Origin of the sequence: Microlunatus parietis (assembly GCF_013407955.1) — a bacterium.
In the GTDB taxonomy this organism is placed as follows: Bacteria; Actinomycetota; Actinomycetes; order Propionibacteriales; family Propionibacteriaceae; genus Microlunatus; species Microlunatus parietis.
Map to the genome: position 1 here is coordinate 4,959,442 of NZ_JACCBU010000001.1, position 25,032 is coordinate 4,984,473.

At 70.4% G+C, this 25,032-nt stretch carries 25 protein-coding genes; 9 read left to right on the forward strand and 16 right to left on the reverse strand.

What is annotated here, in order from left to right; all coding sequences use genetic code 11:
* Nucleotides 1–109: 109 nt before the first annotated feature.
* Nucleotides 110–2,350 (reverse strand): helicase-associated domain-containing protein, encoded by a 2,241-nt coding sequence (locus tag BKA15_RS23820; RefSeq protein WP_179755015.1) that lies wholly within the window; start codon nt 2,348–2,350, stop codon nt 110–112.
* The gene (locus BKA15_RS23825; RefSeq protein ID WP_179755017.1) at nt 2,341–3,228 is read right to left on the reverse strand and encodes a hypothetical protein; all 888 of its coding nucleotides are present in this window, start codon (nt 3,226–3,228) and stop codon (nt 2,341–2,343) included. Before BKA15_RS23825 ends, BKA15_RS23820 begins: the two co-directional genes overlap by 10 nt.
* Before the next feature lie 270 nt (nt 3,229–3,498).
* Here BKA15_RS23825 and BKA15_RS23830 point away from each other — a divergent pair, with 270 nt between their 5' ends.
* A complete protein-coding gene (locus BKA15_RS23830; protein WP_179755019.1) occupies nt 3,499–3,948 on the forward strand; it encodes an NUDIX domain-containing protein in 450 nt (149 codons plus the stop codon).
* A 198-nt stretch (nt 3,949–4,146) separates the two neighbouring features.
* On the forward strand, nt 4,147–4,710 hold the full coding sequence (locus BKA15_RS23835) for a dihydrofolate reductase family protein (RefSeq protein WP_179755021.1): 564 nt from the start codon (nt 4,147–4,149) through the stop codon (nt 4,708–4,710).
* Between the two features lie 15 nt (nt 4,711–4,725).
* On the opposite strand, the gene BKA15_RS23840 is transcribed toward BKA15_RS23835, so the two are convergent.
* From BKA15_RS23840 to BKA15_RS23860, 5 genes are all read right to left on the reverse strand, one after another.
* Entirely contained in the window at nt 4,726–5,925 is a 1,200-nt protein-coding gene (locus BKA15_RS23840; RefSeq protein WP_179755023.1) for a sialidase family protein, read from the reverse strand.
* Nucleotides 5,912–7,213 (reverse strand): sulfatase family protein, encoded by a 1,302-nt coding sequence (locus BKA15_RS23845; protein WP_218871548.1) that lies wholly within the window; start codon nt 7,211–7,213, stop codon nt 5,912–5,914. Before BKA15_RS23845 ends, BKA15_RS23840 begins: the two co-directional genes overlap by 14 nt.
* Nucleotides 7,214–7,229: 16 nt before the next feature.
* Nucleotides 7,230–8,858, reverse strand: coding sequence for an extracellular solute-binding protein (locus BKA15_RS23850; RefSeq protein WP_179755025.1), 1,629 nt, complete (start codon nt 8,856–8,858; stop codon nt 7,230–7,232).
* A 142-nt stretch (nt 8,859–9,000) separates the two neighbouring features.
* Complete coding sequence (locus tag BKA15_RS23855; protein WP_179755027.1) at nt 9,001–10,236, reverse strand: ROK family transcriptional regulator; 1,236 nt, start codon at nt 10,234–10,236, stop codon at nt 9,001–9,003.
* Nucleotides 10,237–10,287: 51 nt separating this feature from the next.
* Entirely contained in the window at nt 10,288–11,649 is a 1,362-nt protein-coding gene (locus BKA15_RS23860; protein WP_246322413.1) for an MFS transporter, read from the reverse strand.
* A gap of 181 nt (nt 11,650–11,830) precedes the next feature.
* On the opposite strand from BKA15_RS23860, the gene BKA15_RS23865 reads away from it, so the two are divergent.
* Entirely contained in the window at nt 11,831–12,703 is an 873-nt protein-coding gene (locus BKA15_RS23865) for a LysR substrate-binding domain-containing protein (RefSeq protein ID WP_376766814.1), read from the forward strand.
* Between the two features lie 339 nt (nt 12,704–13,042).
* On the opposite strand, the gene BKA15_RS36545 is transcribed toward BKA15_RS23865, so the two are convergent.
* Together BKA15_RS36545 and BKA15_RS37360 are read right to left on the reverse strand one after the other, a co-directional pair.
* Nucleotides 13,043–13,171 (reverse strand): SRPBCC family protein, encoded by a 129-nt coding sequence (locus BKA15_RS36545; RefSeq protein ID WP_281385306.1) that lies wholly within the window; start codon nt 13,169–13,171, stop codon nt 13,043–13,045.
* A gap of 144 nt (nt 13,172–13,315) precedes the next feature.
* The gene (locus BKA15_RS37360) at nt 13,316–13,555 is read right to left on the reverse strand and encodes an ArsR/SmtB family transcription factor (protein ID WP_376766840.1); all 240 of its coding nucleotides are present in this window, start codon (nt 13,553–13,555) and stop codon (nt 13,316–13,318) included.
* Nucleotides 13,556–13,596: 41 nt separating this feature from the next.
* Between BKA15_RS37360 and BKA15_RS23880 the strand changes: the two genes are divergently transcribed.
* A complete protein-coding gene (locus tag BKA15_RS23880; protein ID WP_179755031.1) occupies nt 13,597–14,616 on the forward strand; it encodes a phosphotransferase enzyme family protein in 1,020 nt (339 codons plus the stop codon).
* 7 nt (nt 14,617–14,623) lie between these two features.
* Here BKA15_RS23880 and BKA15_RS23885 read toward each other — a convergent pair whose 3' ends face one another.
* Complete coding sequence (locus BKA15_RS23885; RefSeq protein ID WP_179755033.1) at nt 14,624–15,106, reverse strand: hypothetical protein; 483 nt, start codon at nt 15,104–15,106, stop codon at nt 14,624–14,626.
* 58 nt (nt 15,107–15,164) lie between these two features.
* On the opposite strand from BKA15_RS23885, the gene BKA15_RS23890 reads away from it, so the two are divergent.
* Entirely contained in the window at nt 15,165–15,590 is a 426-nt protein-coding gene (locus BKA15_RS23890) for a MarR family winged helix-turn-helix transcriptional regulator (RefSeq protein WP_179755035.1), read from the forward strand.
* 13 nt (nt 15,591–15,603) lie between these two features.
* On the opposite strand, the gene BKA15_RS23895 is transcribed toward BKA15_RS23890, so the two are convergent.
* Nucleotides 15,604–17,526, reverse strand: a complete 1,923-nt coding sequence (locus BKA15_RS23895) for an acyl-CoA dehydrogenase family protein (protein WP_179755037.1) — start codon at nt 17,524–17,526, stop codon at nt 15,604–15,606.
* 117 nt (nt 17,527–17,643) lie between these two features.
* On the opposite strand from BKA15_RS23895, the gene BKA15_RS23900 reads away from it, so the two are divergent.
* Genes BKA15_RS23900 through BKA15_RS23910 form a run of 3 tightly spaced genes read left to right on the forward strand, consistent with a single transcriptional unit; the run spans nt 17,644 to nt 20,058 of the window.
* Complete coding sequence (locus tag BKA15_RS23900; RefSeq protein ID WP_179755039.1) at nt 17,644–18,027, forward strand: cold-shock protein; 384 nt, start codon at nt 17,644–17,646, stop codon at nt 18,025–18,027.
* Between the two features lie 5 nt (nt 18,028–18,032).
* Entirely contained in the window at nt 18,033–18,836 is an 804-nt protein-coding gene (locus BKA15_RS23905; RefSeq protein ID WP_179755041.1) for a DUF3027 domain-containing protein, read from the forward strand.
* Between the two features lie 7 nt (nt 18,837–18,843).
* A complete protein-coding gene (locus BKA15_RS23910) occupies nt 18,844–20,058 on the forward strand; it encodes an MFS transporter (protein ID WP_179755043.1) in 1,215 nt (404 codons plus the stop codon).
* Between the two features lie 62 nt (nt 20,059–20,120).
* Here the strand turns inward: BKA15_RS23910 and BKA15_RS23915 are convergent, their stop codons facing one another.
* The 3 genes from BKA15_RS23915 to nadA are packed head-to-tail and all read right to left on the reverse strand — an operon-like array spanning nt 20,121 to nt 23,146.
* Entirely contained in the window at nt 20,121–20,432 is a 312-nt protein-coding gene (locus tag BKA15_RS23915) for a DUF1330 domain-containing protein (RefSeq protein ID WP_218871550.1), read from the reverse strand.
* The gene (nadB, locus tag BKA15_RS23920) at nt 20,429–22,162 is read right to left on the reverse strand and encodes an L-aspartate oxidase (RefSeq protein WP_179755045.1); all 1,734 of its coding nucleotides are present in this window, start codon (nt 22,160–22,162) and stop codon (nt 20,429–20,431) included. Before nadB ends, BKA15_RS23915 begins: the two co-directional genes overlap by 4 nt.
* A gap of 3 nt (nt 22,163–22,165) precedes the next feature.
* Nucleotides 22,166–23,146: a quinolinate synthase NadA gene (gene nadA, locus BKA15_RS23925; protein WP_218872320.1), complete on the reverse strand. Its 981-nt coding sequence runs from the start codon at nt 23,144–23,146 to the stop codon at nt 22,166–22,168.
* Between the two features lie 110 nt (nt 23,147–23,256).
* On the opposite strand from nadA, the gene BKA15_RS23930 reads away from it, so the two are divergent.
* Nucleotides 23,257–23,955 (forward strand): NUDIX hydrolase, encoded by a 699-nt coding sequence (locus BKA15_RS23930; protein WP_312879247.1) that lies wholly within the window; start codon nt 23,257–23,259, stop codon nt 23,953–23,955.
* 82 nt (nt 23,956–24,037) lie between these two features.
* Here the strand turns inward: BKA15_RS23930 and BKA15_RS36550 are convergent, their stop codons facing one another.
* On the reverse strand, nt 24,038–24,166 hold the full coding sequence (locus tag BKA15_RS36550; protein WP_281385307.1) for a hypothetical protein: 129 nt from the start codon (nt 24,164–24,166) through the stop codon (nt 24,038–24,040).
* A gap of 124 nt (nt 24,167–24,290) precedes the next feature.
* A complete protein-coding gene (locus BKA15_RS23935; RefSeq protein WP_179755047.1) occupies nt 24,291–25,013 on the reverse strand; it encodes a hypothetical protein in 723 nt (240 codons plus the stop codon).
* Between the last annotated feature and the right edge of the window lie 19 nt (nt 25,014–25,032).

Sequence of the window (25,032 nt, forward strand, 5' to 3'; positions counted from 1 at the left end):
CAGCAGCAGTGGGGAACCGGTGACCGCGGGCACCCAGTAGAGGGTTCCGATCCCGGACGAGCACACCAAGACAACCAGGAATCTCCGGATTGTCTGGGGCCGCATTGGCTCATTGTAGGGGGATCACCGACGATACGCGCGACAGCGGAATGCGCAGTACCGCGGAATCGTCCGCCAGGACCGCCCGGAGCACGCCTTCACCAAGATCAACTGGGGTCAGCCGGCGCTCCACCGGGTCGCCGTCCGGGCCGACGTAACCGAGCAGGACGGGGCTCGCGTTCTTCGCGGCGCGGGTCAGCCGGGAGAGCAGTTCCGCGGTCTCCACACGGTCCGGGTCGCGGCCGCGGTCGCCGGCCAGGATCGCGTCCGCCAGCTCCGCCGGGCGGGCTGTGCCCGGAGTCCGTACGCGCTCGAAAACCGTTGCACGCAAGCGATCCGGGGGTGCCAGGTTGCGACCGAACTCGTCCTCGGCGGCGGGTGCGAAGCCGATCTCGCGGACGAACTCGACCAGCTGGTACGGCTCCGCGGCGGCGATCAGCACTCCGGGGCCGAGCCGGCGCAGGCCGAGCTGCGCCGCACCCGGATGGTTCAAGATCGTCTGCGCCCGGGCCTCGTCGTCGACCCGCAGATAGCTGGTCGCCGGGCCGATCCGGACGCTGCCGTACTGGCGGGCGACGTCGTCCACGAGATAGCCCAGGGGCTGCGGAATCGAGGTGGCCGAATGGTGAGACAACCAGTCGTGAATCCGCTCGGCGGTCCAGCCGGCGTCGAAGGCGCGGCGCAGCGACTCCGCGCTGAACCGGTAAACCCCCGCGCCGCCCCGGGACTCCTGGACCGCCAGCAGCCGCAGCTCCTCGGCCAGCCGGTACGGCAGCGGTCCGGCCGCCACCGCGGTCAGGTCGGCCTGGACGATGATCGAATCGACCAGGCCCGGGAACAGAGCGGCCAGCGGTTCCGGCAGGGCGGCGTCCGGTCCTTCGGTGCCGGACGGGTTCAGGGCGACCGCGAAACCGGACACGGCGCCGAGTCCGGTCAGCCCCAGATAGCCTGCCTCGCGCCAGATCCAGGTGGTCAGCTCGGCGATCGTCGGTTGTCCGGCGGTGGCCAGCCGGGGCCGGTGCCAGCCGACCGCGGCGACCAGCTGATCATGATCAAGAACGGTGCCGGGGCCGGCCGCGTGCATCAGTTCCATGATCAACGAGCGGGCCGCCGGCGCGGCCGGCGCGGCCAGTTCCGGACCGAGGGCGTGCTGGCCGGCGGCGAGCTCCCGGCCCGGGTAGCGTTCCATGATCATCCAGGCCCGGACCAGGCGCAGCCAGCGATCCGGCAGCGGCTCGCCGACCCAGCGGTCGTAGCTCGTGGTGGGCAGCAATCGGTTGCCGCCGCCGGTGCCGTACAGGTCCGCGGCCGCGCCGAGCTCCACCACGAAGGCGGTCTGCGCCAGATCGGTGCCGAGCGCGCGGGCGAGCTGGGTCAGGTCGCGGCTGGCCACGCCGCCGTCGCGGACCAGCCGGTGCGACGCCTCCTCGAGCAGTGCGGCGACGCCGACGACGTCCTCCAGCAGCCCGTACGCGGCGCCGGCGGCGGCCCGGTCGACCACCGAGCCGTCCCGGTGCCGGCCGCCGACCGGCGGGGCCGTCGCCGGCACCGGCGTCGCCGCGAACCGGGCCTCGCGGAGGTGCCAGGCGACCTCGCGGGGCAGGATCACGGTCTCCGGGGTCAGCGGCCGGATCAGGCCGCGGGCGAGCAGCCGGTCGATCGGCGTGGCGGCCTGTTCGATGCTGACCGGGCGGTCGGCGTTGCGCACCGCGCCGGCTGGGGAGTACGTCAGCCGGGCCAGCACGTCGCGCTCGTCCGGTCCGGCCGCGGCCAGTCGCTCGGCCACCTGGCCGGGGTCGAGCGGCTGCGGCGAGGGCGGGGCCAGCCCGCCGGGATAGGGCCCGAAATACTCCCGGACGGCGCGGGTCAGCCGCAGCTCGTGAGTTCCCCAGAGCAGGGCCCGGTCACGCAGGGCACCGATCGCCCGGTCGACCGCGGCGGCCACCGAGTCCGGACCGGCCAGGTCGGCGACGGTCCCCGCCGCCAGCTCCGCGGCCTCGGCCGGGGTGGTCGGATCGGGCAGCGCCGCCAGGATCTCGGCCACCAGCCGGGTCCAGGCGTCCAGGCGGTCCAGGGTCCGTACCGTCGACGTGGTGGTCGCGGCCCGGCCGGCGAGTTCGGCCAGGTCGGCCGGCAGCGGGTAGCCGAGGTCGGGCCGGAGTTCGATCAGCCGGATCAGGAAGTCCCGGCCGGCGGAGCGCAGGGCCTCGGCAAGGGTCCGCGGCCGGTCGGTGGGGTTGGTCAGGACCACGGTCGCTGGTAGCCGCCGCCCTGACTCGGGTTCCGCAGCTCGCGGTAGATCACGATCAACAGGGCGACGCCGACGCACCAGGAGATCAGCACGCCCCACCAGCCGACGAAGGACCACCAGTCGACGAACGATTCGCCGCTGGTGAGGGCGCCGACCAGGGCGAAGAACGCGAGCACGCCGAGCCCGACCAGGAACACCCGGCGGACGGCCTCCTTGGCGACCGTGATCCGGTTGCTCAGGGCGAAGGCGATGCCGAGGGTCAGCGGTGCGACCAGATAGATGAACCCGCCGATGGCCAGGGTGAGCAGGACCCCGGGCGTGGCCGCCTTGAGCACCGACCCGGCGTCGGCCTGGTTGGCCGGCGGCCTGGCGGACGGCGGCGGCGCGAACCACTCGGTGGTGCCGGGCGCCGGATAACCCGACGACTGGGCCGGCCCGCCGTACGGGTTGGGCGCCGCCCACGCCGTCGGGCCGCCGTCGACGGCCGGGTGGCCGCTGGTCGGCGGCGGCGGATGGTGCTGGCCCAGGGGCGCGGTCGGGTCGTACGGCAGCGCCTCGGGAGCACCCGCCGGCGGCCCCCAGCCGCCGTCCGGCCGGCTCCAGTGCGCGGCGCCCCAGGCCGAGTCGGCCGTGGTCGCGGCACTCGAGACCACCTGGAACGGGACCGACGGGTCGCGCGGATCCTTCTCCTCCGGCCGCAGTGCTTCGAGGGCGACGGTCGGGCCGGACGGTCCGTCGAACCGCGGCCGCTGGACCGGGGCACCGGCCGCCGGGTGGGCCACCGGCGGAGCCGTGCTCAGCGGCGGGACCTCCGGAACCGTGAACTGGTTCGGTCGCTGGATCGGGGCGTACTCCGGTCCGTCCTCCCACGTCGCCATGGCGGCCATCGTAGTCTCGCCCGGCCCGCCGCCGGTCAGAGGCGATCCAGGATCTATGCATCGTCCATGTCGACCTGCATCGTCCGCGTCGACTCCCAGCTGGTCCGGGTGCAGCCGTATCTGCTCGGACGGCTACCCGAGACCGATCATGCCGGTCCGGCAGGAGTTCGTGTCACGAATCTGCAATGCAACAGCGGCTCGAAGCCTATGAAATCGATTGCAGTACCTGTTCCGTTGCAGATTTGTGTCACCTAGCCAAGGCTGATCAATATGGCTGACAGCTCGTCCCTTGCCCGACTCGCCAGTGAAGCCGAGCGCGATGGGGTCCACCAGCTTGTCGTTGGTGCGGTCGTCCACCACCACGGCAGGGTGCTGCTGCTCCGGCGTCCAGACGACGACTTCATGGGCGGCATCTTCGAACTGCCCAGCGGCAAGGTCGAGGTTGGCGAGGGTCTCGGCGAAGCGTTGGTTCGCGAGGTCACGGAGGAGACCGGTCTCGTCGTGGCTACCATCTCTGACTATCTCGGCCGTTTCGACTATGAGAGTGGAAGTGGCAAGGTGAGCCGACAGTTCAACTTCGCGGTCGAGATCCGCGAACCTGAACCCATCAAACTCGCGGAGCACGACGCCTATATCTGGGCGACTCTGAATGAACCGTTGCCCGTTACCGACTCAGTCATGGAAGTGCTCGGCAGGTGTCGGGAATTGACTGGCGACTGACTGGGTGATCAACTCGCTCGGCACCACGGGTCCCCTATGAACAGAGGCTGCGTGACTCGGTCCTCGAACGAGGACAAGATCGTGATGTCCTTGAACGAGGACCGAATTCATGTCGGGCGGTTTGTCGGATCCGGCGTCTCGGCTCCGTACGAGTGTCGAATCGGGCCCGCCGGACCCGGCCAACTCAAGGAGATCGCCATGACTCTCGTGTACACCCACCTCTCTGCCTCGGTCGACGGCTACGTCTCCGGACGCGGCGCCCGGGCCGGGCTCGGGCTCGGCAACGGCTTCCGGATCTTCGACTGGCTGTCCGATCACAGTTCGGCGAACCGGGCGGTGAAGGAGTACGGCGGCAGCCGGGCCGCGGCCGTCGTTGCGGGGCGCAACACGTACGAACACGCGGACCGGTGGGGCGGCAACAGCATGGATGCCGGCACCCGGTTGTTCGTGGTCAGCCGGGACCCGATCCCGGACGCCGCTGAGGGTCAGACGATCGTCACCGACGGGCTCGAGTCGGCCGTCCGGCAGGCCCGGGAGGTGGCCGAAGCGGCCGGCAAGGACGTCAAGATCGCTGCCGGCGCGACCGCGACCGAGGCCATCCGGCTGGGGCTGCTCGACGAGATCTTGATCAGCCAGGTCCCGGTGCTGCTGGGCGGCGGGCATCCCTTCTTCCGCGAGCTCCCCGAAGCCGTCGAACTCGAGTGCACCTCGGTCGCCGTCAACCAGGGCGTCACCCATCTGACCTATCGCATCGTCAAGTAGCGGCGACGGGTCTCGTCAGGGCTTGATCAGGTCGAGGACGCCGATCATGATCTTGTTCCCGTCCGGTCGCACGTTGGCCATGGTGGTGACGAGCTGTCGCGGACCGGCCACCTCGATCGAGCCCCAGAATCCGTTCCCGGGCAGGAAAACCTGGGAGTCGCCGAATTCGCGGGCGTCGTGATCACCGAGACGGACATGTTGGCGGGAGTCCAGGTTGTAGGCGAGCACGGACTCGCCGGACGGGAAGCGGGCCAGATACGGGGCCGCGCCGCGGAAGATGTTGTCCTGCCGTTCCGCCGGGCCGGGCTCGTTCAGGCCCAACCGGTCCGGCCAGTTCTGCCGGGTGTAGGCGAAGGAGATCCGGTACCCGTCGACGAGCCTGGACTCCATGGCGAGCGCGATGCCGCCCCGGGGATGCGTCTGCAGCGCGCTGGGCATCTGATCGGTGAAGATCTTGACTCCGGTGTCCGCGGTGCGGACGTATTGCTGAGCGACTCGATCGGCGGCGTACGGATAGTCGGTCACGTGCGGCGTCCACGTTCGACCTCGATCGTGCGACCGGATGATCGCGACCCCGGTCGATCCGACGGTGTTCTCGATCACTCGTTTCGGTGCGCTGTGGGTGAAGTAGACCTGGACTTCGCCCGTTGGGGTCTGGTGCACGAACGGCTCCCAGTTGGCGCCGACGTAGATCACCTGCTCCGGCCCCCAGATGTTGCCGTTGTCGGTGCTGCGGCGCAGCATCAGCCCGTCGAGTTCCATGTGGGTGCTGAAGCGCTTGTTCGCCCGGAACGAGCACACGGCGAGGATCTCCCCGTTGTCGAGCACCCGCGCGTCCGCGGTGGCATAACACTGATCATCGGCACCGTCGAGGATCTTGTGCGACGCGAACAGCAGTTGCGGTTCGGCCCAGCGCTTCAGGTCGCGGCTGATGGTCCGGTACACGTTCCAGGAGTGCTGAGACGTCTGGTACAGCAGCAGGAACCGGCCGTCCCGCATTCGCTTGATCCGCGGGTAGTGCGCGGTCTGGGTGTTGAGGAAGTCGGCGTCGAGCTCGACGTACCTCGACTCGTCCAACTCCAGCGAGGCCGGGCGGCGCGAAGGGTTCGCGGCGTGGGCCGGCACGGCAGCGCCGCCGATCAGCGGTGCCCCGATCGCGGCGGCCGAACCGGCGAGCAGGTGACGGCGGGCGATTCTGCGTTCAGGTGATGGCATGCTCACTCCCTGGTAGTTGTTGATCATGGAGGCCGGCCGGCAGCGGGACCGGGCCGCGGAGCAGCGGGTCGTCGGTCATGATCATCCAGTGATCAAGTCGGCGGGCCAGGTCGGCCCGGATCTCCGCGGCCGCCGGGCAGTCGGCCAGATTGCGCTGTTCGTGCGGATCGAAGATCAGATCGTGCAACCGTACGGTCGGCACGTCCTGATCGGGCCAGCCGGCGTCGACCCAGAACGTCTTGCTGTCCGAGGCATCCACGTTGGGCAGCGTCGGCCGGCGCCAGTCGTCGAAGCGCTGGATGTAGAGCCACCGCTCGGTGCGGACGGCTCGCTGTGGCTGATAGGCGACGTGGTACGTGATCTCCGCGAACGTCTCCGCGCGGATCGGGCGGCCCGCCAGCGTCGGCAGCAGCGAGGTCCCCTGCAGCCACGGCGGCGGCTCGATGCCGAGCAGGTCGCACAGGGTGGGGAACACGTCGATCTGGCTGACCAGTGCATCGACGGCGAGGCCGGCCGGCAGGCCGGGGGCCCGCAGCATCAGCATCACGCCGGTCCCCGTGGTGCCGAGCGTGCCCTTCATCTCCGGCATCGCGAGTCCGTGGTCGGTCGTCACCAGCACCACCGTGTTGTCGGCCAGACCCTCCTCGTCGAGGGTGTCCAGCACCGCCCCCAGCGCCTGGTCCACCTGCCGGGCGGCCGCCTGGAAGGACGCCATGTCGCGACGGGTGACCGGACCGTCCGGCATGGTCGGGGCCGGCGCGGTCCACCGGTCATCACCGCCGGGGTGTCCGAACAGCCAACCGGTGTTCGGCATCGTGTGGGTCTCGTTCAGGCCGATGGACAGGAAGAACGGCCGGTCGTGCCGACGGCGCAGATAGCGCACCGCGGCATCGCGACGAGCCGGCGCCAGCGGCCCCGCGACCGGCAGCTCCTCGTGATACCCGATGAGCCGGGTAGCCGCCTCCGGGCCGGCGGCCTCGTGCTGGACGCCGGCCAGGGCCGACGTGTAGCCGTGCCGGTGCAGCGTGTGGACCAGGTGGCGGTCGTGATGCGTGAGCCGGTGCCCGCGGTGGGCCAGGCCCAGCATTCCTGCGGTGTGGGCCCACTGGCCGGTCAGCAGGGCGGCCCGACTCGGTGAGCAGGTCGGTGCCGCCGCATGCGCGTTGCGGAACACCACCGACTCCTCGGCGAACTCCTGCAGGCGCGGGGTCCGGATCGGCGCACCGTACGGCTCGATGTAGCGGCCGGTGTCGTGGGTGTGGAAGTAGATGATGTTGGGAGGTTTCACGATGTCGGTGCCCTGCTCAGCGGGAAGCCTCGTAGGCGGCGTACAGCTCTTCGGCGATCTTGTCGCCGCCGTCCTTCTTCCATTTCGCGACCGCCCGGGCCCAGTCCGAGACCGGCTTGCGGCCCTGGATGATGTCGTCGGTCACGTCGCCGATGGCACGGCCGAGCTGAGGGCCCTTGCGGTTGTTGGTCTCCGAGTACAGGCCGTCGACGGGATTGGCGAGCGCCTCCGGACAGATCTCCTTCATCGCGTTGAAACAAGCCTCGGTGCTGCCTTCCTTCTCCGGAAGGAAGATCGCCCACGGGCCGTCGGCCTGATACTGCAGGCCGAGCTGGGTCTCGCTGAAACCCTTGTCCGTGAGCACCGGGTTTCCGTCGACGACGGTGTGATCGACGCCGGCGATGCCGTACTTGCGGAACAGGTATTCGCTGGTGCCGAACGGAGTGGCCAGGTAGTTGAGGTAGGCCAGCAGCGTCTCGACCCGGTCCTCGGCCTCCTTGCTGACGGCGGTCACCGAGATCGTCGGTTCGCCGAGCCAGGTATGGCCGACGCCGGAGCCGTCGTGGGCCGGCGGCGCCATGATCGCGATCTCCCCGGCCTTGTCCATCGTCTGCAGATAGGCGGGCCAGCCGCTGAACGTTCCGGGCACCAGCGGACCGGTGCCGTTGCCGAACCGCGTCTTCCGATCTTGGTTCTGGCCGGTGAACGCGTCGGGGTGGACGTAGCCCGACTTCCACAGCTTCGCCAGCAGGGCCAGGGCCTCCTCCTGGGCTGGCTCCTCCAGGCCGCTGATCAGCTTGCCGTCCTGCACTCGCCACTGGTTCGGGATGGCGAACATGTTGCGGACGTACTCCCGCGGCAGGTCGGCCAGCGCAAAGCGGTTCTTCGGCCCGTCGGTGAGTTCCCGGCAGAGTTGGACGAACTCGTCGGCGCTGGTCACCTCGGCCGGGAGGCCGTACTCGTCGAGGATGTCCTTGCGGGCATAGAGAACCATCGTGCTGATCGCGCCGCGGGGGATCGGGACGCCGTAGATCTTGCCGCCGAAGATCGCCGCATTCCAACTGGTCTCGGGCAGGTTGGCCAGGAACGGATAGTTCTTGATCTTGTCGCCGGACAGGTACGGCGTCAGGTCGACCGCCTTCGCGGCCAGCATCTGGGGCTTCTGCGGAATGCCGCCGATCATGAACAGCTCGCCGAGCTGGCCGCCGGCGACAGCGGTGGCGAACTTCTGGCCGTAGTCGACCGACGGCGTGAGATTGACCTCGACCGGAGATCCGACCCGCTCGTTGAGCTCCTGCCAGAACTCGTTCTGCGCCAGCTTCGGCGGCACCGGCGTGTTGGTGTACGTCATCACCTTGATCGGCTTGCCGTCACCGGGCGGCTCGGTGATCGCCTGCACCGGATCGGCGGGGTAGCGGATGAAGGCGTCCGGGATGCCGATCTCCGCGCCGGCCAGGTCGGGTGCGACCCCCTCGTAGCGGAGGTAGGCCGGGCGCACCTTCGACTTGGTGCCGGGGTCGTTCGCGCCGGTGGCGCCGCCGCGGCCCTCGTTGGAGCAGCCGGCCAGCGCCGCGGACAATCCGACGGCCGCACCGCCGCCGAGCAAGGCCCGTCGGGACAGCCGCAGGGATTCGAGTTTCGTCATGGGTTTCAACCTCTCGTCGGCGTCGTGGACAGCTTCGACCGCGCCTACGGTTCGTACGGCTGAGGAAATCAGCAGGCGTACGAATCGCCAAGGAGGTTGCGTAACTGGGCGGCCGGGGCCGCGACTTTGTCAACTCGCGGAACTACGTCCAGTGCGGACGGCCCGCCTCATCGATGACGAGGTGCCGCGAGGTGTCCATCAAGACCAACGCCGCCGCGCCCAGCGGTTCGGGTCGGCGCAGCGCGCTGAACTGCAGCCGGACCGATCTTCTCGCCGCGGGCAGCGCCCGCCGATTCATCTCGGTCCGGATCGCGTCCAAGATCACCGGGCCGCATTGTCGGCTGAGCAGGCCGCCGACGATGAAGAGGGACGGATTCAGGATGTTGATCAAGGTGCTCACTGCGACGCCGACGTGGGTGCCGAGGTTGGTGATGGCTCGCAGCGCGGCGGGCTCGGCCCGGCCGATCAACTCGAAGATCCGGCTCGGTTCGACCTCACCGTAGACCGGCCGGAGGGCGCGCTGCATGCTGTCCAGCGAGGCGACGGTCTCGAGGCAGCCCTGATTCCCGCAGCGGCAGATCTCGCCGCGCGGGTCGACCACGATGTGGCCGAGTTCGCCCGCGAATCCGTCCCGTCCCCGGAGCAGTTGCCCGCCGCTGCAGATTCCGCCGCCGACGTTGGTATCGAGGCCGATCCAGATGAAGTCGTCGACGCGATGCCCGTCGCCCCAGAGTCGTTCGGCCAGCACCGCCAGGTTGCCGTGATTGCCGACGTAGACGGGCAGCCCGATCCTGGCCTGCAGGAGCTCGCGCACCGGGGCGTCGACCCACAGTTGATGGCAACTGGACGGTGCCGCACGCAGCGTCTCCGGGTCGATCGGCGCGGGCAGGGCCAGGCCGACGCCCAGGCATTCCCCCTGCACCGCGGCGGCCTTGTCGATCACCCTCCGCACCACGCGGGCCACCACCTCGATGGCCTGGTCGATGTCGAGCGGATCGACGAGCGGTTCGTCGGCCGCCGCGACCACGACGTGCGCCAGGTCGGTGGCCAGACAGCGGACGTGGGCGTGGGTGATGTTCACGCCGACGACGAAGCCCAGGCCGGTGCGGAGCCGTACCGCACTGCCGGGGCGACCCAGCCGGGCCTCCTGACCGTGCGGGGCCGGAGCGTCGGTGACGAGGTTCATCCGGGCGAGCTCGCCGATGACCTGGCCGACCCTGGTCCGGCTGATGCCCAGGATCCGGGACAGGTCGGCGCGCGTGGCCGGCCCGGAGGTCCGCAGCGCCTGCAGGATCCGGCCGCCGGTGCCCCCGTCCCTCAGCGAATCTCGGCCCCTCCCCGTCGGGACGGCCGGACTACCCGGGCTGGCGCCAGTCACGAGCGTCATTATCGTCGCCGCTCCGCCGGGTCGCCGCCGCGACGTGGTGTCTCAGCGGGCGCGGATGTGCACCCAGCGCCGGTACGTGCTCCGGTCCATCCCGAGCCGCAGGTTGGACCGGTGCGCCATCGCGAGGCCGGACAGCAGGGCGACGAAGGCGACCAGGCCGCCGCAGAGCAGCATGCTCGGCCGGGCGCCGAAGTGGTCGATCAGCCAGCCGACGACCGGGCTGCCGATCGCCTGGCCGCCGAGCAGGACCAGCAGGTAGACGCTCATCACCCGGCCCCGCACCGCCGGCGCGGTGGTCAGCTGGACCAGCGAGTTGGCGCCGGTCAGGAACTGCAGGGTGAGCAGCCCGATCAAGATCAACACCATGCCGAAGGTCCAGACGCTCGGCGCGATCGCGGCGAGGCCGATGGTCACCCCGAGCAGGGTGAGCAGGCTGACCAGCACCCGGAGCCGGACCTGGCCGCGGCGGCGGGCCGAGATCAGCGCGCCGACCAGGGCGCCGATCGCGCTGAGCGAGTTGAACAGCGAGTAGCCGCTCACGCCGGTGCCGAACTCGTGATCGGCGAACGCGGCCAGGATCACCGGCATGTTGAGGCCGAACAGGCCGATCGTCGCGACCAGCACGATGGTCCAGCCCACCTCGGAGGTGTGCTGGATGTAGCGCAGACCCTCGCGCAACTGGCCCTTGGCCTTCGCCACCACGGTCGAACTGCCGGCCGGCACCCGGATGATGATCAACATCGCGACGACCACCAGGCAGGAGGCCGCGTTGATCAAGAACGACCAGCCCTGGCCGACGGCGTGGATCAGTACGCCGGACAACGCCGGGCCGAGCAGGGCGCCGAACTGGAAGACCGACGAGTTCAGGCTGACGGCGTTCCGCAGATGTTGATCACCGACGAGTTCGGAGACGAACACCTGGCGGGTCGGATTGTCCACCACCGTGACGAAGCCGAGGATGGCGGCGACCAGGTACACGTGCCAGACCGCGACCGTCCCGGTCAGCGCGAGCACGCCGAGGGTGAGGGCCATCAGCGTCGCCACCGACTGGGTGATGATCAGGATGGCCCGCTTCGAGTAGCGGTCCGCGATCACCCCGCCGAAGAGCCCGAACAGCAGCACCGGGGTGAACTGCAGCGCGACCGCGATGCCGACCGCCGCGACGCTCCCGGTCAGTTCGAGGACCAGCCAGTCCTGGGCGATCCGCTGCATCCACAGCCCGGTCGTCGCCACCACCTGGGAGGACAGGAAGAGCCGGTAGTTGCGGACCTGGAGGGCGGCCAGCGTGCGCGGCCACTGACGGCTGCGGATCGGCCGGCTGAGTCGGTCGAGTGCTTCGGACAGTGCGATGGAACGGTCCCCGAAAATGGCCGAACGGGACCGCTCGGCGGGCGCCGTGGACAAGGCGAACTCACCTGATTCATGGGTTGTGCTGGACTGGACCGCCGGGATCTGCCGGCAAGCGGATGGCTCTACGCTGAGGTCGCCCGACACCAACCCTAAAGGCCCGCCCTCCTATTCGGCAAAGCCATAACGCCAATATATTGTATTGGCTGGACTTATAAGCCCGCGGAGGATGGTTGTCGTGGCCGATGACAAGACGTTCGATCCGACGCTGTTGCGTACGTTCCTCGCAGTCGCCAACGGGCTCTCCTTCACCCGGGCCGCCGAGCAGCTCGGGCTGAGCCAGCCGACCGTCTCCCAGCACGTCCGCCGGCTCGAGGACGCCGCCGGCCGGCAGCTCGTGCAGCGGGACACCCGGTCGGTCGCGCTGACCGACAACGGGGAGGCGATGGCCGGCTTCGCCCGGACCATCCTGGCCGCGATCGACGAGGCGGTGTCGTACTTCACCGGGTCGGCGATGAGCGGCCGGCTGCGGTTCGGCGCGGCCGACGAACTGGCGGTGAGCGAGCTGCCGACGATCCTGCGGGAGTTCCGCCAGCTCTATCCGCGGATCAACCTGGAGCTGACCGTCACCCAGAGCGGCACCCTGCTGCGGCGACTGGCCTCCAACCACCTCGACCTGGTCTTCATCAACCAGGAGGCCGACTCGCACCGCGGCCAGCTGGTCCGGCGGGACCGGCTGGTCTGGGTCGGCCTGGACCGGACCCAGATCGAGCCCTCGCTGCCGGTACCGCTGGTCACCTATCCGGCGCCGAGCTGGAGCCGGGACGCCGCGATCTCGGCGCTGGAGGGCGCGCACCGGACCTGGCGGATCACCTGCAACACCCGCGAGATCAACGGCATCCTGGCCGCCACCCGGGCCGGCCTCGGCATCTCGATCCTGGCCCAGAGCCGGGTCCCGCCCGACCTGCGCAACCTGTCCGGCCGGTTCGACCTGCCCGCCCTGCCCGACATCGAGATGGCCCTCGTCGCCAACCCCCGCTCCGCCCGCGGCCCGGTCGAGGCCCTCGCCAAGGCCATCACCAACCTCCCCCTCTCCCCCCTCCGCCCCTAACCCCATTCCGCCGACCGGTCACCAAAGCAGGCGTTTTGACGGCGTGTCGCTGCAGAAGTGACCGGTCGATGGAGCGAGGGGCGGGTGGTCGGCGTTCGGGGAGAGTCGTGGATCTGGGCCAGCCGGCGATCCCGGCGCCGCGGAGGAAGCGCCGCCGGCCCGCCTCCGTCTCCGCGCTCCGATGGATCAGTTCTGCCGCGAACTTTCGTCCGAACACAGGATTCCCTCCGATTGGTTGTCCCCGAGTACCAACCATTCGGCGCGGAGGGGGATTCGGATTGGTCGAGCCTCCGGATCAGGATCCGACAGGCAGCGGCCGCAGGGTCTCCAGCGGGTTGATCAGGTCTCCGCCGGCTCGGTGGCCGGGGCGAACCCCGCGGCCAGCAGGTCGAGCTGCTGGGCGGTGCCCGCCTCGCGCCACTCGGGCCGCTCCTGGCCGGGCAGGTACATGCCGTGCTCGGTCAGCACCAGCAGCGTGGCCGGTCCCTCGGCCTGGAACTCGATGCTGGTGACCGAGGCGGTGGAGAGAATCCGTTGCTGGTCTCCAGTCCGCCGACCGTGAAGTCCAGTTCATGCTCGGCCTCCTGGGTGATGTCCATGATCAGGATTCCTTCAGGTGGTCGTTGAGTTGATCAAGCTGCCGTTACCGTTCCGTGCGCTGCCGGCCGAGCCAGCCCTCCGCCTCGCGGAGTGCCGTCGGCTCGATTCGGCAGCTGCGCACGCGGCCGACCTTTCCGTCACGATCACTCCTGCGTCCTCCAGCACCTGCAGGTGCTGCATCACTCCGGGCAGTGACATCTCGAGCGGCTCGGCCAGCGCCTTGACCGCTGCCGGCCCGTCACCACCAGATATCCCTTGGCTCGAACGCCGTCCTGGCTGGCAGGCTTCGCTGCGTGAGTGACCCGGAGCCCGAGCGCGGCGCGCTGTCGCCGGACGGAACGCACTACTACGACGGCGCCGGCTGGGGCTGGCAACCGCTCTGGCTGACGCCGGATCGGCTGGTCCGCTTCTGCCGGGAGGAGTGGGGGCTGCCGGTGCGGCGGGCGAGCCTGCTGGCCGAGGGCATGCTCAACCAGACCTGGAAGCTGCACTGTGTCGATCATGATCGCGTCCTCAGGGTCGGCCGGGCGGAGCGGACCGCCGACCAGGTCGAGTACGAGTACGTCGTGGCCCGGGCCTGGGCGGAGGTCACGCCGGTGCTGATCGCTCCCGAGCGCGACGAGGTGGCGGTCCTGGACGGCCACACGCTGGCCGTATTCCCTTTCGTGCAAGGCGTTTCCGGTGTCACGGTAGCGAGCCTGGTGCGCTGCTGGGAGATCATTCCGGTGCTGGCCGCGCTGCACCGGTGCTCGCTCGGTCTCGGCCTCGGCCAGCGCCCGGGCTTCCGGTCGATCGATGATCATCCGCCCTGGTTCGACTGGGCGCAGGTACGGATCGCGATCATGGACCGGTACGGACGCGGCCCGGAGGTGCTGGCGCCGATCGGGGTCGTCGACCGCGTCATCGAGGAACAGGACCGGCTGCTCGGCGCCTGGTCGCGGAGCGGACGGCTGGACGTCCGGGCGCCCGTCCACGGCGACCTCAACCCGCGCAACCAGCTCTATCGCGACGACCGCCTGGTCGGCCTGATCGACACCGACGACCTGCGGGTCGAGCCGTTGGTGTGGGAGGTCGCCGGCCAGGCCTACACGGACGCCCGGGTCGATCCGCGCCGGGTCTGGCGCGACTACCTCGACGCCGGCGGGCCGCTCGACCCGCGGGACGAGGAGCTGCTGCTGCCCTTCGTCCGGATGGGTCAGCTCGGCGAGATCCAGTGGCTCACCGACGAGGACGGCACCGCGACCCACCTGGCCCTGGGCAACCTGAAGCATCTGGCGAAGGTTCTCCAGGAACCGCCGGTCCGGGACTTCTGAGCCCTGCTCATGATCGCGACGGCAGCGGAAACCGCAGCCGTCGGCGCCAGACCTCGATCAGGATCGTGCCGACGGCCGTCGGGGTCAGCCACGCGATCAGTTCGGCACCGCCGCGGAGCGGTCCGTCGATCGCGAACGCCACCACCACGAGCGCGGTCACCTGGGCGATGAACGAGCCACCCATGCCGTGTACGTACCCGTGGGTCCAGCCGTGATACCGGCGGCGCGCCGACTCCACGGCGAGCACGGTCAGCCCGAACGTCAGTACGGAGACCGGGATCAGCCACCAGAGGTCCGGTCGAGCCAGCAGGACCAGCCCGCTGCCGCTCAGGCAGACGACGCCGACGATCACGGCGTAACCGGCGGTGACCGGGCCGGTGGTCCGCCGGCCGGCCGCGAACCGGCGGCTGTCGATGATCATGGCCACCGGGCCGAGCAGCAGGCCGGCGGTTCCGGCGATCACATGGATGACGACGACGAGCTGGTGCATCGTGACACGCCCCCTGAATGCCAACTTAGGATCCTAAGTTAGCATGGTAAAGTACCGCATGCGTAAGACCCTCAGCTTCGATCTGCACACGCTGACCGCGCGCCTGGACCGGGAAGCGGACCGGATCCTCCGCGCCGAGCATGAGATCTCCTACCGGCGTTTCCGGACCCTGCTCAGTGTGGCGATCCTCAGCGACGCCGGCGCGGAGGTGACCCAGCGGGCGGTCGCCGAGGAACTCGGCATCTCCGAGCCGTCGGCCAGCCGGATGGCCTCGATCCTCGCCGCCGACGGTTGGCTGGACGTCCGGTCCGGCGGCGGGAATCGGCGTCGGCTCAGCCTGACCGAGCCGGGCCGAGAGCTCGTGGCGGCCTGCCGCTCGCTGCTGGAGCAGCGCTTCGCCGCGGTGGTCCGGCGCAGCGGCGTCCGATACTCCGACTACGCCGGCGATACCCGGAAGCTGCTGGAGACGCTGGCGCAGGGCTGACCGGCCCGCGACCTCAGCCAGGCTGGGCGATCGGCGCGGTGATCCAGGCCTCCGGGATGCCGAACGCGTCGATCAGTTCCGGCACCTGCGGCCGCAACTGCTCGCACAGGTCATCCACCGCGGCGATGATCTCCTTCGACCGGGCGTCGCTGATCCGGTTGTGCTCCAGATACCAGGCCCGGTCGGCCTCGATCGCGGACAGCACGTGCAGGTCGAACACCTGGTCCAGCAGGTCGGCCCGCTCCGGGCAGCGGTCCGTCGCGGCCAGGAACGACTCGGCGACCTGTCGCTCGGCATGGGCGCTCGCGGCGGCCAGCAGGTGCGGCTGGACGGCGTTGAAGGCGGCGAACGGGTCCTTGTCCCGGGCCAGCCGGCCCCGCATCCGCAGGGCCAGCGTCTCGACGAGGTGCTTCTCCCGGTCCTCCAGCAGGCCCAGCTGCCAGTCCCGGTCCCGGATCTCGGGCTGCACGCCGCGCCGCCGCCGGAGCCGTTCCAGCACGCCGCGGTTCACCGCACGCTCGATCGCGAAACCGACGAACTGGTCCGCCACCGCGCGGGCGACGCCGAGCACGTCGAGGTCCTCGAACTGCGACGAGTAGTCGGTCAGCAGGCCCTTGCCGACCAGCTGCAGCAGCACCGTGTTGTCGCCCTCGAAGGTGGTGAACACGTCGGTGTCGGCGCGCAGCTGCGGCAGCACGTTCTCGGCCAGATAGCCGGCGCCGCCGCAGGCCTCCCGGCAGGTCTGGATGGTCCGGGTCGCGTGCCAGGTCGACAGCGCCTTCAACCCGGCCGCCCGCGACTCGATCTCGCGCTGGGTACGCTCCCGCTCCGGTTCGTCGGCGGCCGGCGCGGTGAGGTGTTCGTGCAGCCGTTCCAGCACGTCGTTCTGGGCCAGCGACAGTGCGTACGTCCTCACCAGCGCGGGCAGCAGCCGGCGCTGATGGCCCCGGTAGTCGAGCAGCAGCACCTCGTCCGCGCCGCCCGGCCGGGGGAACTGGCGCCGGGCCAGGCCGTGCCGGCAGGCGATGGTGAGGGCCAGCTTGGCCGCGTTCTGGGCCGAGCCGGCGACGCTGATCCGGCCCCGGACCAGGGTCCCGATCATGGTGAAGAAGCGGCGGCCGGAGCTCTCGATCGAGCTCGTGTACGTACCGTCGGCAGCGACCTGGCCGTACCGGTCCAGCAGCGCGTCCCGTGGCACCCGTACCTGATCGAAGACGATCCTGCCGTTGTCGACCCCGTTCAGCCCGGCCTTCCGGCCGCAGTCCGTGATCGTCACGCCGGGCCGCGGATTCCCGGTCTCGTCGCGGATCGGCACCAGCAGCGCGTGCACCCCGTGCTCGGCCCCGCCGGTGATCAACTGCGCGAAGACGACCGCGAGCCGGCCGTCCCGGGCGGCGTTGCCGATGTAGTCCTTCCGAGCGGATGGGGTCGGCGAGTCGACGACGAACTCCTCGGTCGCCGGGTCGTACGTCGCGGTGGTCTCCAGCGACTGCACGTCGGAGCCGTGCCCGGTCTCGGTCATCGCGAAGCAGCCGAGCAGCCGGCCCTCGATCGCGTCGGCCAGATGGGCCCGGTGATGCCGTTCGGTGCCGAGCGCGGCGATCGCGCCCGCGAACAGGCCCCACTGGACCCCGGCCTTGACCATCAGCGACAGGTCCCGGAAGCCGAGCATCTCCATCGCCACCATGCCGCCGCCGACGTCACCGACCCCGCCGTACGCCGGCTCGAAACCGATCCGGGGCAGGCCGGACGCGGCGAACTCCTCCAGCCGGTGCAGGATCCGGGCCCGGTGCTGCTCGGTGCTCAGGTCGTACGAGGGCGGGTCGAATCGCTTCAGCTCGAGGGAGCGGGCCCGGTCCCTGATCTCGGCCCAGCGTCCGTCCAGAAGCCTGCGCAGCGGCCCGCCGTCGCTGCCCTGCTCCGTCTCGGTGGTCATGGCCCCGACATTAGCGATCCGCCCACAGCGATATCGGTTGGCCGTGTGTTGCCCGGGTGGTTAGTCTTGGCGAGCCTGAAAACCAGGTGGTTCATGCATGCCCGGAGGGAAGTAGACGTGCCGGTAGGCAAGGTTCGGTTCTTCGATGCCGAGAAGGGTTTCGGCTTCTTGACCAAGGACGGCGGTGGCGACGTCTACGTACGGTCCAATGCGCTGCCGGCCGGGGTGACCGCGCTGAAGCCCGGGCAGAAGGTGGAATTCGACGTCATCGAGGGTCGCCGCGGTGAGCAGGCCTGGTCGCTCCGGCTGGTGGAGGCACCGCCGAGCTTGGCCAAGGCGCATCGCAAGTCGCCCGAGCAGATGGCGATCATCGTCGAGGACCTGATCAAGATGCTGGACGGCATCGGCAACACCTACCGCCGCGGCAAGCGCCCGGACGGCAAGACCGGCGGCAAGGTGGCCACCGTGCTGCGTGCCGTCGCCGACGAACTGGAGCTGTGACCTCGATGCCCCCCACGGTGAAGCGCAGCGCGGTGAAGCGAACGGTGAAGGCCGATCAGATCTGCGTCGACGCGGTCGAGTTGGCCCGCGACGCCGCGGTCGAGAGTTCCGGGCAGTTGGGCGTCGGCGACCATCTCGGGTACGAGGCGGAGGCGGAGCGGCTGGTCAGCCACTTCTTCGCCTGCCCGCACCCGGGGTATCGCGGGTGGCGCTGGTCGGTCACCGTGGTCCGGGCCTCCCGGGCCAAGACGGCGACCGTGAACGAGGTCGTCCTGCTGCCCGGCGACGAGGCGCTGCTGGCGGCCGGCTGGGTGCCGTGGGCGGAGCGGATCCAGCCGGGCGATGTGACGGCGGGCCTGGTGCTGCCGACTCCGGACAACGATCCGCGGCTCGAGCCGGGCTACACCGGCGGCGAGCAGGCGGCCGACACCGACCCCGCCGAGGCGAGCCAGACCCGGGCGATCGTGGCCGAGCTCGGCCTCGGCCGGGAACGGGTGCTGACGCCGCTGGGCCGGGACGAGGCCGCCGAACGGTGGCTGGCCGGCGCCGGCGGGCCGGACAACGAGACCACCCGGCTGGCGCCGGGCCCATGCCTGAGCTGCGGGTTCTTCGTCCGGCTCAGTGGCCGGCTGGGGACGTCCTTCGGGGTCTGCGGGAACGCCTACTCGGCGAGCGACGGGCAGGTCGTCGCGATCGACCACGGCTGCGGCGCCCATTCCAACGTGGCCTCGGACGACCGGGCCGCCGAACTGCCGCCGCCGGTCTGGGACACCATCGCCTGGGACGAGCAGACCAGCCTGTTCGACTGATATTGCGTTGACGGCCCCACCCCTCACTCGGGCCGAATCGCGGCTGGCCCGGGTGGTCATCGTGCTCGGCGTCATCCTGGTCGCGACCGGGATGCGGCCGGCGCTCACCTCGGTCGGGCCGGTGCTGGACCGGATCGGCCTGGACACCGGGATGAGCGGAGCGGGTCTCGGCCTGCTCGCCGCGGTGCCGCTGCTCGCCTTCGCGGCCGTGTCGCCGCTGGTGCACCGGGTCAGCGTCCGGTGGGGGATCGACGTGACGCTGCTGGCGGCGTTGATCCTGCTCACTGCCGGGATTGTGCTGCGCTCGGTCGCCGGGCCGGTCTGGCTCTGGGGCGGCACCATGATCATCGGTACGGCGATCGCGGTGCTCAACGTGTTGCTGCCGGCCGTCGTGAAGCGGGACTTCCCGGGGCACGTGTCCCGGATGACGGCCAGCTACTCGGCGGTGATGAACGGCGCTGCCGCGGTCGCGTCCGGGCTCAGCGTGCCGCTGGCCGATCTGCTGCCGGCCGGCTGGCGTACCGCCCTGATCGTCTGGGCGGCGCCCGCCCTGATCGCCGCCATCGCCTGGCTGCTCCGGCTCCGGCTGACCCGGGTCCGCAGCGAGGTCGACGCCGTCGCGGCGCCGCCCGAGGCGCCGCGCGGACGCCTCATGTGGCGGTCCGCCCTGGCCTGGCAGGTCACCCTGGCGATGGGCCTGCAGTCGACGATCTTCTACATCCTGGCCACCTGGCTGCCGTCGATCCTGACCGACCGCGGGCTGTCGCCCGCCGCGGCCGGGCTGCACCTGTTGATCTTGCAGGTGGCCGGCATGATCGCCAGTTTCACCATCGGCAGCACGCTGTCCCGGTGGCGTGATCAACGGGCCGTCGGCGTGCTGCTCGGCGTCGGCATGATCATCGCGGCGCTCGGTCTGCTGCTGGTCCCGGCGCTGGCGTTGCTCTGGGTGATCATCGCCGGGATGTCCTCCGGTACGTCGATCATGCTGGCGCTGTCCCTGATCGGGCTGCGCACCCGGTCCGCGAGCCAGACCACCCGGCTGTCCGGGATGGCCCAGTCGGTCGGCTACCTGTTGGCCGCCTGCGGCCCGGTGACAGCGGGCTGGCTGCATACGACGACCGGTGACTGGCCGGCCGTGCTGATCTTGGTCGTCGGCCTCGCCGCCGGGCACGGGACCGCCGGCTACCTGGCCGGCCGGAATCGCTACACCCACCCGGCCTGAGCCCTCCACGACGGCGTCGATCCGTGCCAGCCCGGCGGGCCGAGGCAACGCGGCCTCGAACGTCAGTCGAGGCCTTCGATGATGCGGAAGTCGCGCTGGAAGCCGTCGGGGAGTTCGGCCAGCGCCTCCCGGTAGGCCGGGCTCTCGTAGGCGGCGACCGCCCGTTCGAAGCTGTCGAACTCGATCAGGACGACGCGCTCGGCGAGCCCGGCCTCGTGGGCGACGACTCGGCCGCCGATGCTGGCGAGCACCCGCCCGCCCGCGGCCTTGACGGCCAGGCCGGCCCGTTCGTTGTAGACCTCCAGCCGCTCAGGGTCGGTGATGGTGGGGTAGACGCTGACCCAGTAGCCCTTGGCCACGGTTCCTCCTGTCATGCTGCCGCTGCCGCGGTCTCGGTCGCGGTCCGCAGCCGGCCGTCCGGCTGGAGGGCGAGATAGGAATGTCGCTGCCAGGCGGTCACCGGACGATCATGATCGGAACGCCGGTGACTGCCTCGGCTCTCGGTGCGCAGCAGGGCGGCGGTGCCCACCAGGGCGCCCACCACCTGTAGGTTCGTCGTCTCCACGTCGGCCACCGAGCCCGCCTGATCCGAGCGCGGCAGCGCCGCCAGTTCCGCGAGCAGACCGGTCAGACCGGACTCCTCGCGGAACACGCCCGCTCCGCGGCTGATCGCCTCCACCAGCCGGGGACGCTGAGCAGAGCTGATCACGGCCGGTGCCCGATCAGCGAGCGCGAAGGGATGATCGAAATCGTCCAGGTCGGCACCGTAGCGCAGCGCTGCGGAGATCACAGCGAACCTGGCTTCGGTCTCGGCATCACGAACCGCCAGCAGGCGTCCGAGCCGATCACCGGCAACGAACGCCTCGGTCAGGCTGTTGGACGCCAGCCGGTTGGCGCCATGCACACCGGTCGACGCGACTTCGCCGACCGCGTACAGGCCGGGGACGGTCGTGAGGCCGTCGAGCGTGGCCAGAACTCCACCACAGAAGTAGTGCTCGGCCGGCCGGACCGGGATCGGTTCGGTGATCGGATCGACGCCACGCTCGCGGCACAGCTGCAAGATCGTCGGGAAGTGCTGCCGCCAGGTCGTCGCACCGAGCGCGGTGCCGTCCAGGAACAGATGATCATCACCGGTGGCCAGCAGGTCGGCGTGCATCGCCGCCGCGACGATGTCCCGCGGTGCAAGATCACCCATCGGGTGCCGGCCGTCCATGATCAACTCGCCGCGGCCGTTCACCAGGCGGGCGCCTTCGCCGCGGACCGCCTCGGAGATCAGGACGCCACGATCGCCCGGCCGGCGATGTTCCGGCGGCACGACGAGCACGGTCGGATGGAACTGGACGAACTCCGGGTCGCGGATGACCGCCCCGGCCCGCAGCGCGATGCCGAGACCGTCGCCGGTCGCGGTCGCCGGATTGGTGGTGGTGCTCCACGCCTGTCCGATGCCGCCGGCCGCGAGGACGACGGCATCGGCGAACCATTCACCGACCACGCCGTCGCTGTCGATCACCCGGAGCCCACGGACGACTCCGTCGGCGGTGCCGATCGCATCGATGGCGGTGCAGTGCTCGAGCGGGGTGAACCGTGCTCCGGAACCGTGCCGGCCCGGGCGCGCCGGTCGGGATCCGGTGAGCGCTGCCGCCAGGCTTCGGGCCACCTCGGCTCCGCTGGCGTCACCGCCGGCATGGACGATCCGACGGCGGTGGTGGCCACCTTCCAGCCCCAGCGCCAGCGCTCCGTCCACGGCTCGGTCGAACCGGGCGCCGAGTTCGATCAGCCGCTCGATCGCGGCCGGGGCGGCGGCGACGAGGGCGGCGACCTGGTTCGGTTCGCAGAGTCCGGCGCCGGCCGCCAGCGTGTCGGCCAGGTGATCGGTCAGGCTGTCGGCCGGGTCCGTGACGGCGGCCAGACCGCCCTGGGCCCAGGCGGTCGAACCGTCGCCGAGCGTTCCCTTGGTGATCATGGTGACCCGGCGGCCGGCCTCCAGCAGTCTGATCGCGGCGGCCAGGCCGGCCGCGCCGCTACCGACGATGATCACGTCGGTCTCCGTACGACGTGCGACGGGGCCGACCGGCAGCCGGGTGGGTAGTCGTAGGTCGGTCATTGATCACTCGCCGCTTCCCGGACGACCGATCGCCACCATCCGCTCGACCGCCTGCCGGGCCGCGGCGGCGATCTCGGCCGGGACGTGGACCTCATCGGTCTCGTTGCGCAGCGAGTTGATCAACTTCTCCGGCGTGATCATCTTCATGTAGCGGCAGGATGCCTGCGGATTGACGGGCTGGAAGTCGATGCCGGCGTTCGCGCGCCGCAGTTGGTGCAGCATGCCGATCTCGGTCGCCACCAGCACCTTGCCGGCCGAGCTGCGCCGTGCCTCGTCCAGCATCGCGCCGGTGGACAGGATGTGGGTCCGCTCGGCCGGAATGTCGCCGACACTGGTCATCCACAGGGCCGACGTCGAGCAGCCGCACTCGGGGTGCACATAGAGCTCGGCGTCGGGTTCGGCGCGTACGGCCGCCTCCAGATCCTGTGGCGAGATCCCTGCGTGGACGTGGCATTCGCCCAGCCAGCTGTGCAGGTTGGTGCGGCCGGTCTTCCGCTTGACGTGCGCGGCCAGGAACATGTCGGGCAGGAACAGCACCTCCCGGTCGGCCGGCAGGGACTCCACCACCTCGACGGCGTTGGAGGAGGTGCAGCAGATGTCGGACTCCGCCTTCACCTCGGCCGTCGTGTTGACATAGGCGACGACCGCCGCCCCCGGGTGTTCGGCCTTCCAGGCCCGGAGTTGATCGGCGGTGATCGTGTCGGCCAGCGAGCAGCCGGCGCGGGCGTCGGGAATGATCACCTTTTTCTCGGGGGAGAGGATCTTCGCGGTCTCGGCCATGAAGTGCACGCCGGCGAAGATGATCATCGAGGCTTCGGCCGACGCGGCCAGCCGGGACAGCGCGAGCGAGTCGCCGACATGATCGGCAACGTCCTGGATCTGCGGCAACTGGTAGTTGTGCGCCAGCACGACGGCATCCTTGCGGCGCGCGAGGTCATGCACCTCGCGCTGCCAGCTGGTCCAGTCCGCAAAGCCCGGCGGCAGCGCCTGATGGCCGGCGTCGGTGTTGACCGTCTCGATCAAGGTCACAGCTTCTCCCGTGGTCAGGTTTTCGCCTCAGAGTCGAAAACTACCTACGACGGTAGCATTCGATCGTGGCCAGATCGAATGCGGTGCCCACCTTCCGGCACGAAGCGGTGGCCGTTGTGTTCAAGATCACGGACGGCGAGCTGACGGTGCTGGTCTGGCAGCGGGCCCGTGATCCGTACGCCGGCGCCTGGGCACTGCCGAGCGGTCCACTGGAGAAGGACGAGACGCTGGGCGCCTGCGTGGCCCGGCATCTGGCGACGAAGGCCGACCTGGACGAGATCGCCCATCTGGAGCAATTGGAGACCCGCAGTGCGCCCGGCCGCGACCCGTTCCAGCGGACCATCGCGACGGCGTACCTGGGCCTGGTGCAGAGCACGGCCGACCCGCAGCTGCCGCAGAACGCCGCCTGGCACCGGGCCGACCGGCTGCCGGAGATGGCGTTCGACCATGCCTCGGTGGTGGCCTCGGCGATCGAACGCCTGCAGCGCAAGCTCTCCTACAGCAACCTCGGCTTCGGGTTGGCCCCGGACGAGTTCACCATCGCTCAACTGCGCGACATCTACGCCGCGGCTCTGGGACGCGAGGTGTCGGCCACCAACCTGCAGCGCGTCCTGCAGCGGCGCGGTCAGCTGGAGCCGACCGGGCGGACCGCGCCTTCTCGAGGCGGCGGGGGACGCCCGGCCGCCCTGTTCCGGTTCACCGAGCGCCGGCTGGCGATCACCGATCCGTTCGCCGCGCTCCGCCCCGGAGACCGGACGGTCTGATCATCGAAGTCGCCTTGATCAGGCCGGCAACAGGGTGTCCCAGTCGGAGGCGGTGACGATCCGGTCGAGGATGTCCGTGCGATCACCGGGCCAGGCCGGTGGAACGCGGCCCGGGCACAGGTCCGGAACGCCCGGCCGGCGGGCCGTCGGTCAGGTAGCCGGGATGATCGAAACGGAGCTCGTGCATCCGCGCCAGGTGCCGGCCGACCATGATCAACACCTGAGCGGCCTCGGCCGGCGGCGCTGATCCGCCAGGTGTGGTTCTCCCGGAAGGGGAACTCCACCCGCGGAGGCAACGGGTTTCGTTGCCTGCCAAGGGTTTCGGGCTCAGTTGATCAACGAGACGCCTCCGGGAACGACTCCCCTTGCGCCAACCGGTCGGCCAGGGCGGTGATCGCGGCCGGTCCACCGCGGTGCCGGGCCCAGCGTTCGACGGCACAGGCCGCCCGGGCGTACGTCCGCTCGTCGGCGGAGGCGGCCGCCAGCCAGTCGCCGAGGCTCTCCGGCAAGGGGCCGTCCGGCGGGACCAGACACCGGTCCGCCGCACCGTCCGGCCTCAGGTAGCGCTCGTCGTCGGAGACCAGCACCGCGAGCCCCTCGTCGAACCACTGCGGTACGGCAGCGCCACCGGTCCGCTGCCGGAACTCGACATGGGACAGTTCGTGGGCCGCGATCACCGGCGTGAGACCGCGCGGCGACAGCATCAGGCCACGGTTCAAGATCGCGACACCGGCCTCCGGGCCGCCGCCGATCCGGCGGTAGCAGTCGGCCGTGCTGCAGGCCAGGATCCGTGGCCGGCTGACTGGTGTCCCGTAAAACTCGGTGATCTTGGACCGGGCCTCGGTGGTGATCTCGATGATCTTGTCCCGCTGGCCGGGCGGCAGGTCGCGCTCGCCGTACACCTCGGGTCGCAGGGCCTGCAGGCCGTAACACCCCGGGCAGGCGAGCGCCGCGACGGAGGGCCAGCGGACCACCACGAAGATCGTTCCGATGATGATCAGTGAAAACAGGACCGCCGGCACGACGAACCGAAGTCGTCGTACCGGACGGTCAGCCACGGCCCGAGCTTACGTTCGG

Excerpts from the sequence above, each read along its gene's own strand:
- BKA15_RS23825 (WP_179755017.1), bottom strand. The coding sequence starts at position 3,228 with ATGGCGACGTGGGAGGACGGACCGGAGTACGCCCCGATCCAGCGACCG.
- BKA15_RS23830 (WP_179755019.1), top strand. The coding sequence starts at position 3,499 with ATGGCTGACAGCTCGTCCCTTGCCCGACTCGCCAGTGAAGCCGAGCGC.
- BKA15_RS23835 (WP_179755021.1), top strand. The coding sequence starts at position 4,147 with ATGACTCTCGTGTACACCCACCTCTCTGCCTCGGTCGACGGCTACGTC.
- BKA15_RS23840 (WP_179755023.1), bottom strand. The coding sequence starts at position 5,925 with ATGCCATCACCTGAACGCAGAATCGCCCGCCGTCACCTGCTCGCCGGT.
- BKA15_RS23850 (WP_179755025.1), bottom strand. The coding sequence starts at position 8,858 with ATGACGAAACTCGAATCCCTGCGGCTGTCCCGACGGGCCTTGCTCGGC.
- BKA15_RS23885 (WP_179755033.1), bottom strand. The coding sequence starts at position 15,106 with ATGCACCAGCTCGTCGTCGTCATCCATGTGATCGCCGGAACCGCCGGC.
- BKA15_RS23890 (WP_179755035.1), top strand. The coding sequence starts at position 15,165 with ATGCGTAAGACCCTCAGCTTCGATCTGCACACGCTGACCGCGCGCCTG.
- BKA15_RS23895 (WP_179755037.1), bottom strand. The coding sequence starts at position 17,526 with ATGACCACCGAGACGGAGCAGGGCAGCGACGGCGGGCCGCTGCGCAGG.
- BKA15_RS23905 (WP_179755041.1), top strand. The coding sequence starts at position 18,033 with ATGCCCCCCACGGTGAAGCGCAGCGCGGTGAAGCGAACGGTGAAGGCC.
- BKA15_RS23915 (WP_218871550.1), bottom strand. The coding sequence starts at position 20,432 with ATGACAGGAGGAACCGTGGCCAAGGGCTACTGGGTCAGCGTCTACCCC.
- nadB (WP_179755045.1), bottom strand. The coding sequence starts at position 22,162 with ATGACCGACCTACGACTACCCACCCGGCTGCCGGTCGGCCCCGTCGCA.
- BKA15_RS36550 (WP_281385307.1), bottom strand. The coding sequence starts at position 24,166 with ATGGTCGGCCGGCACCTGGCGCGGATGCACGAGCTCCGTTTCGATCAT.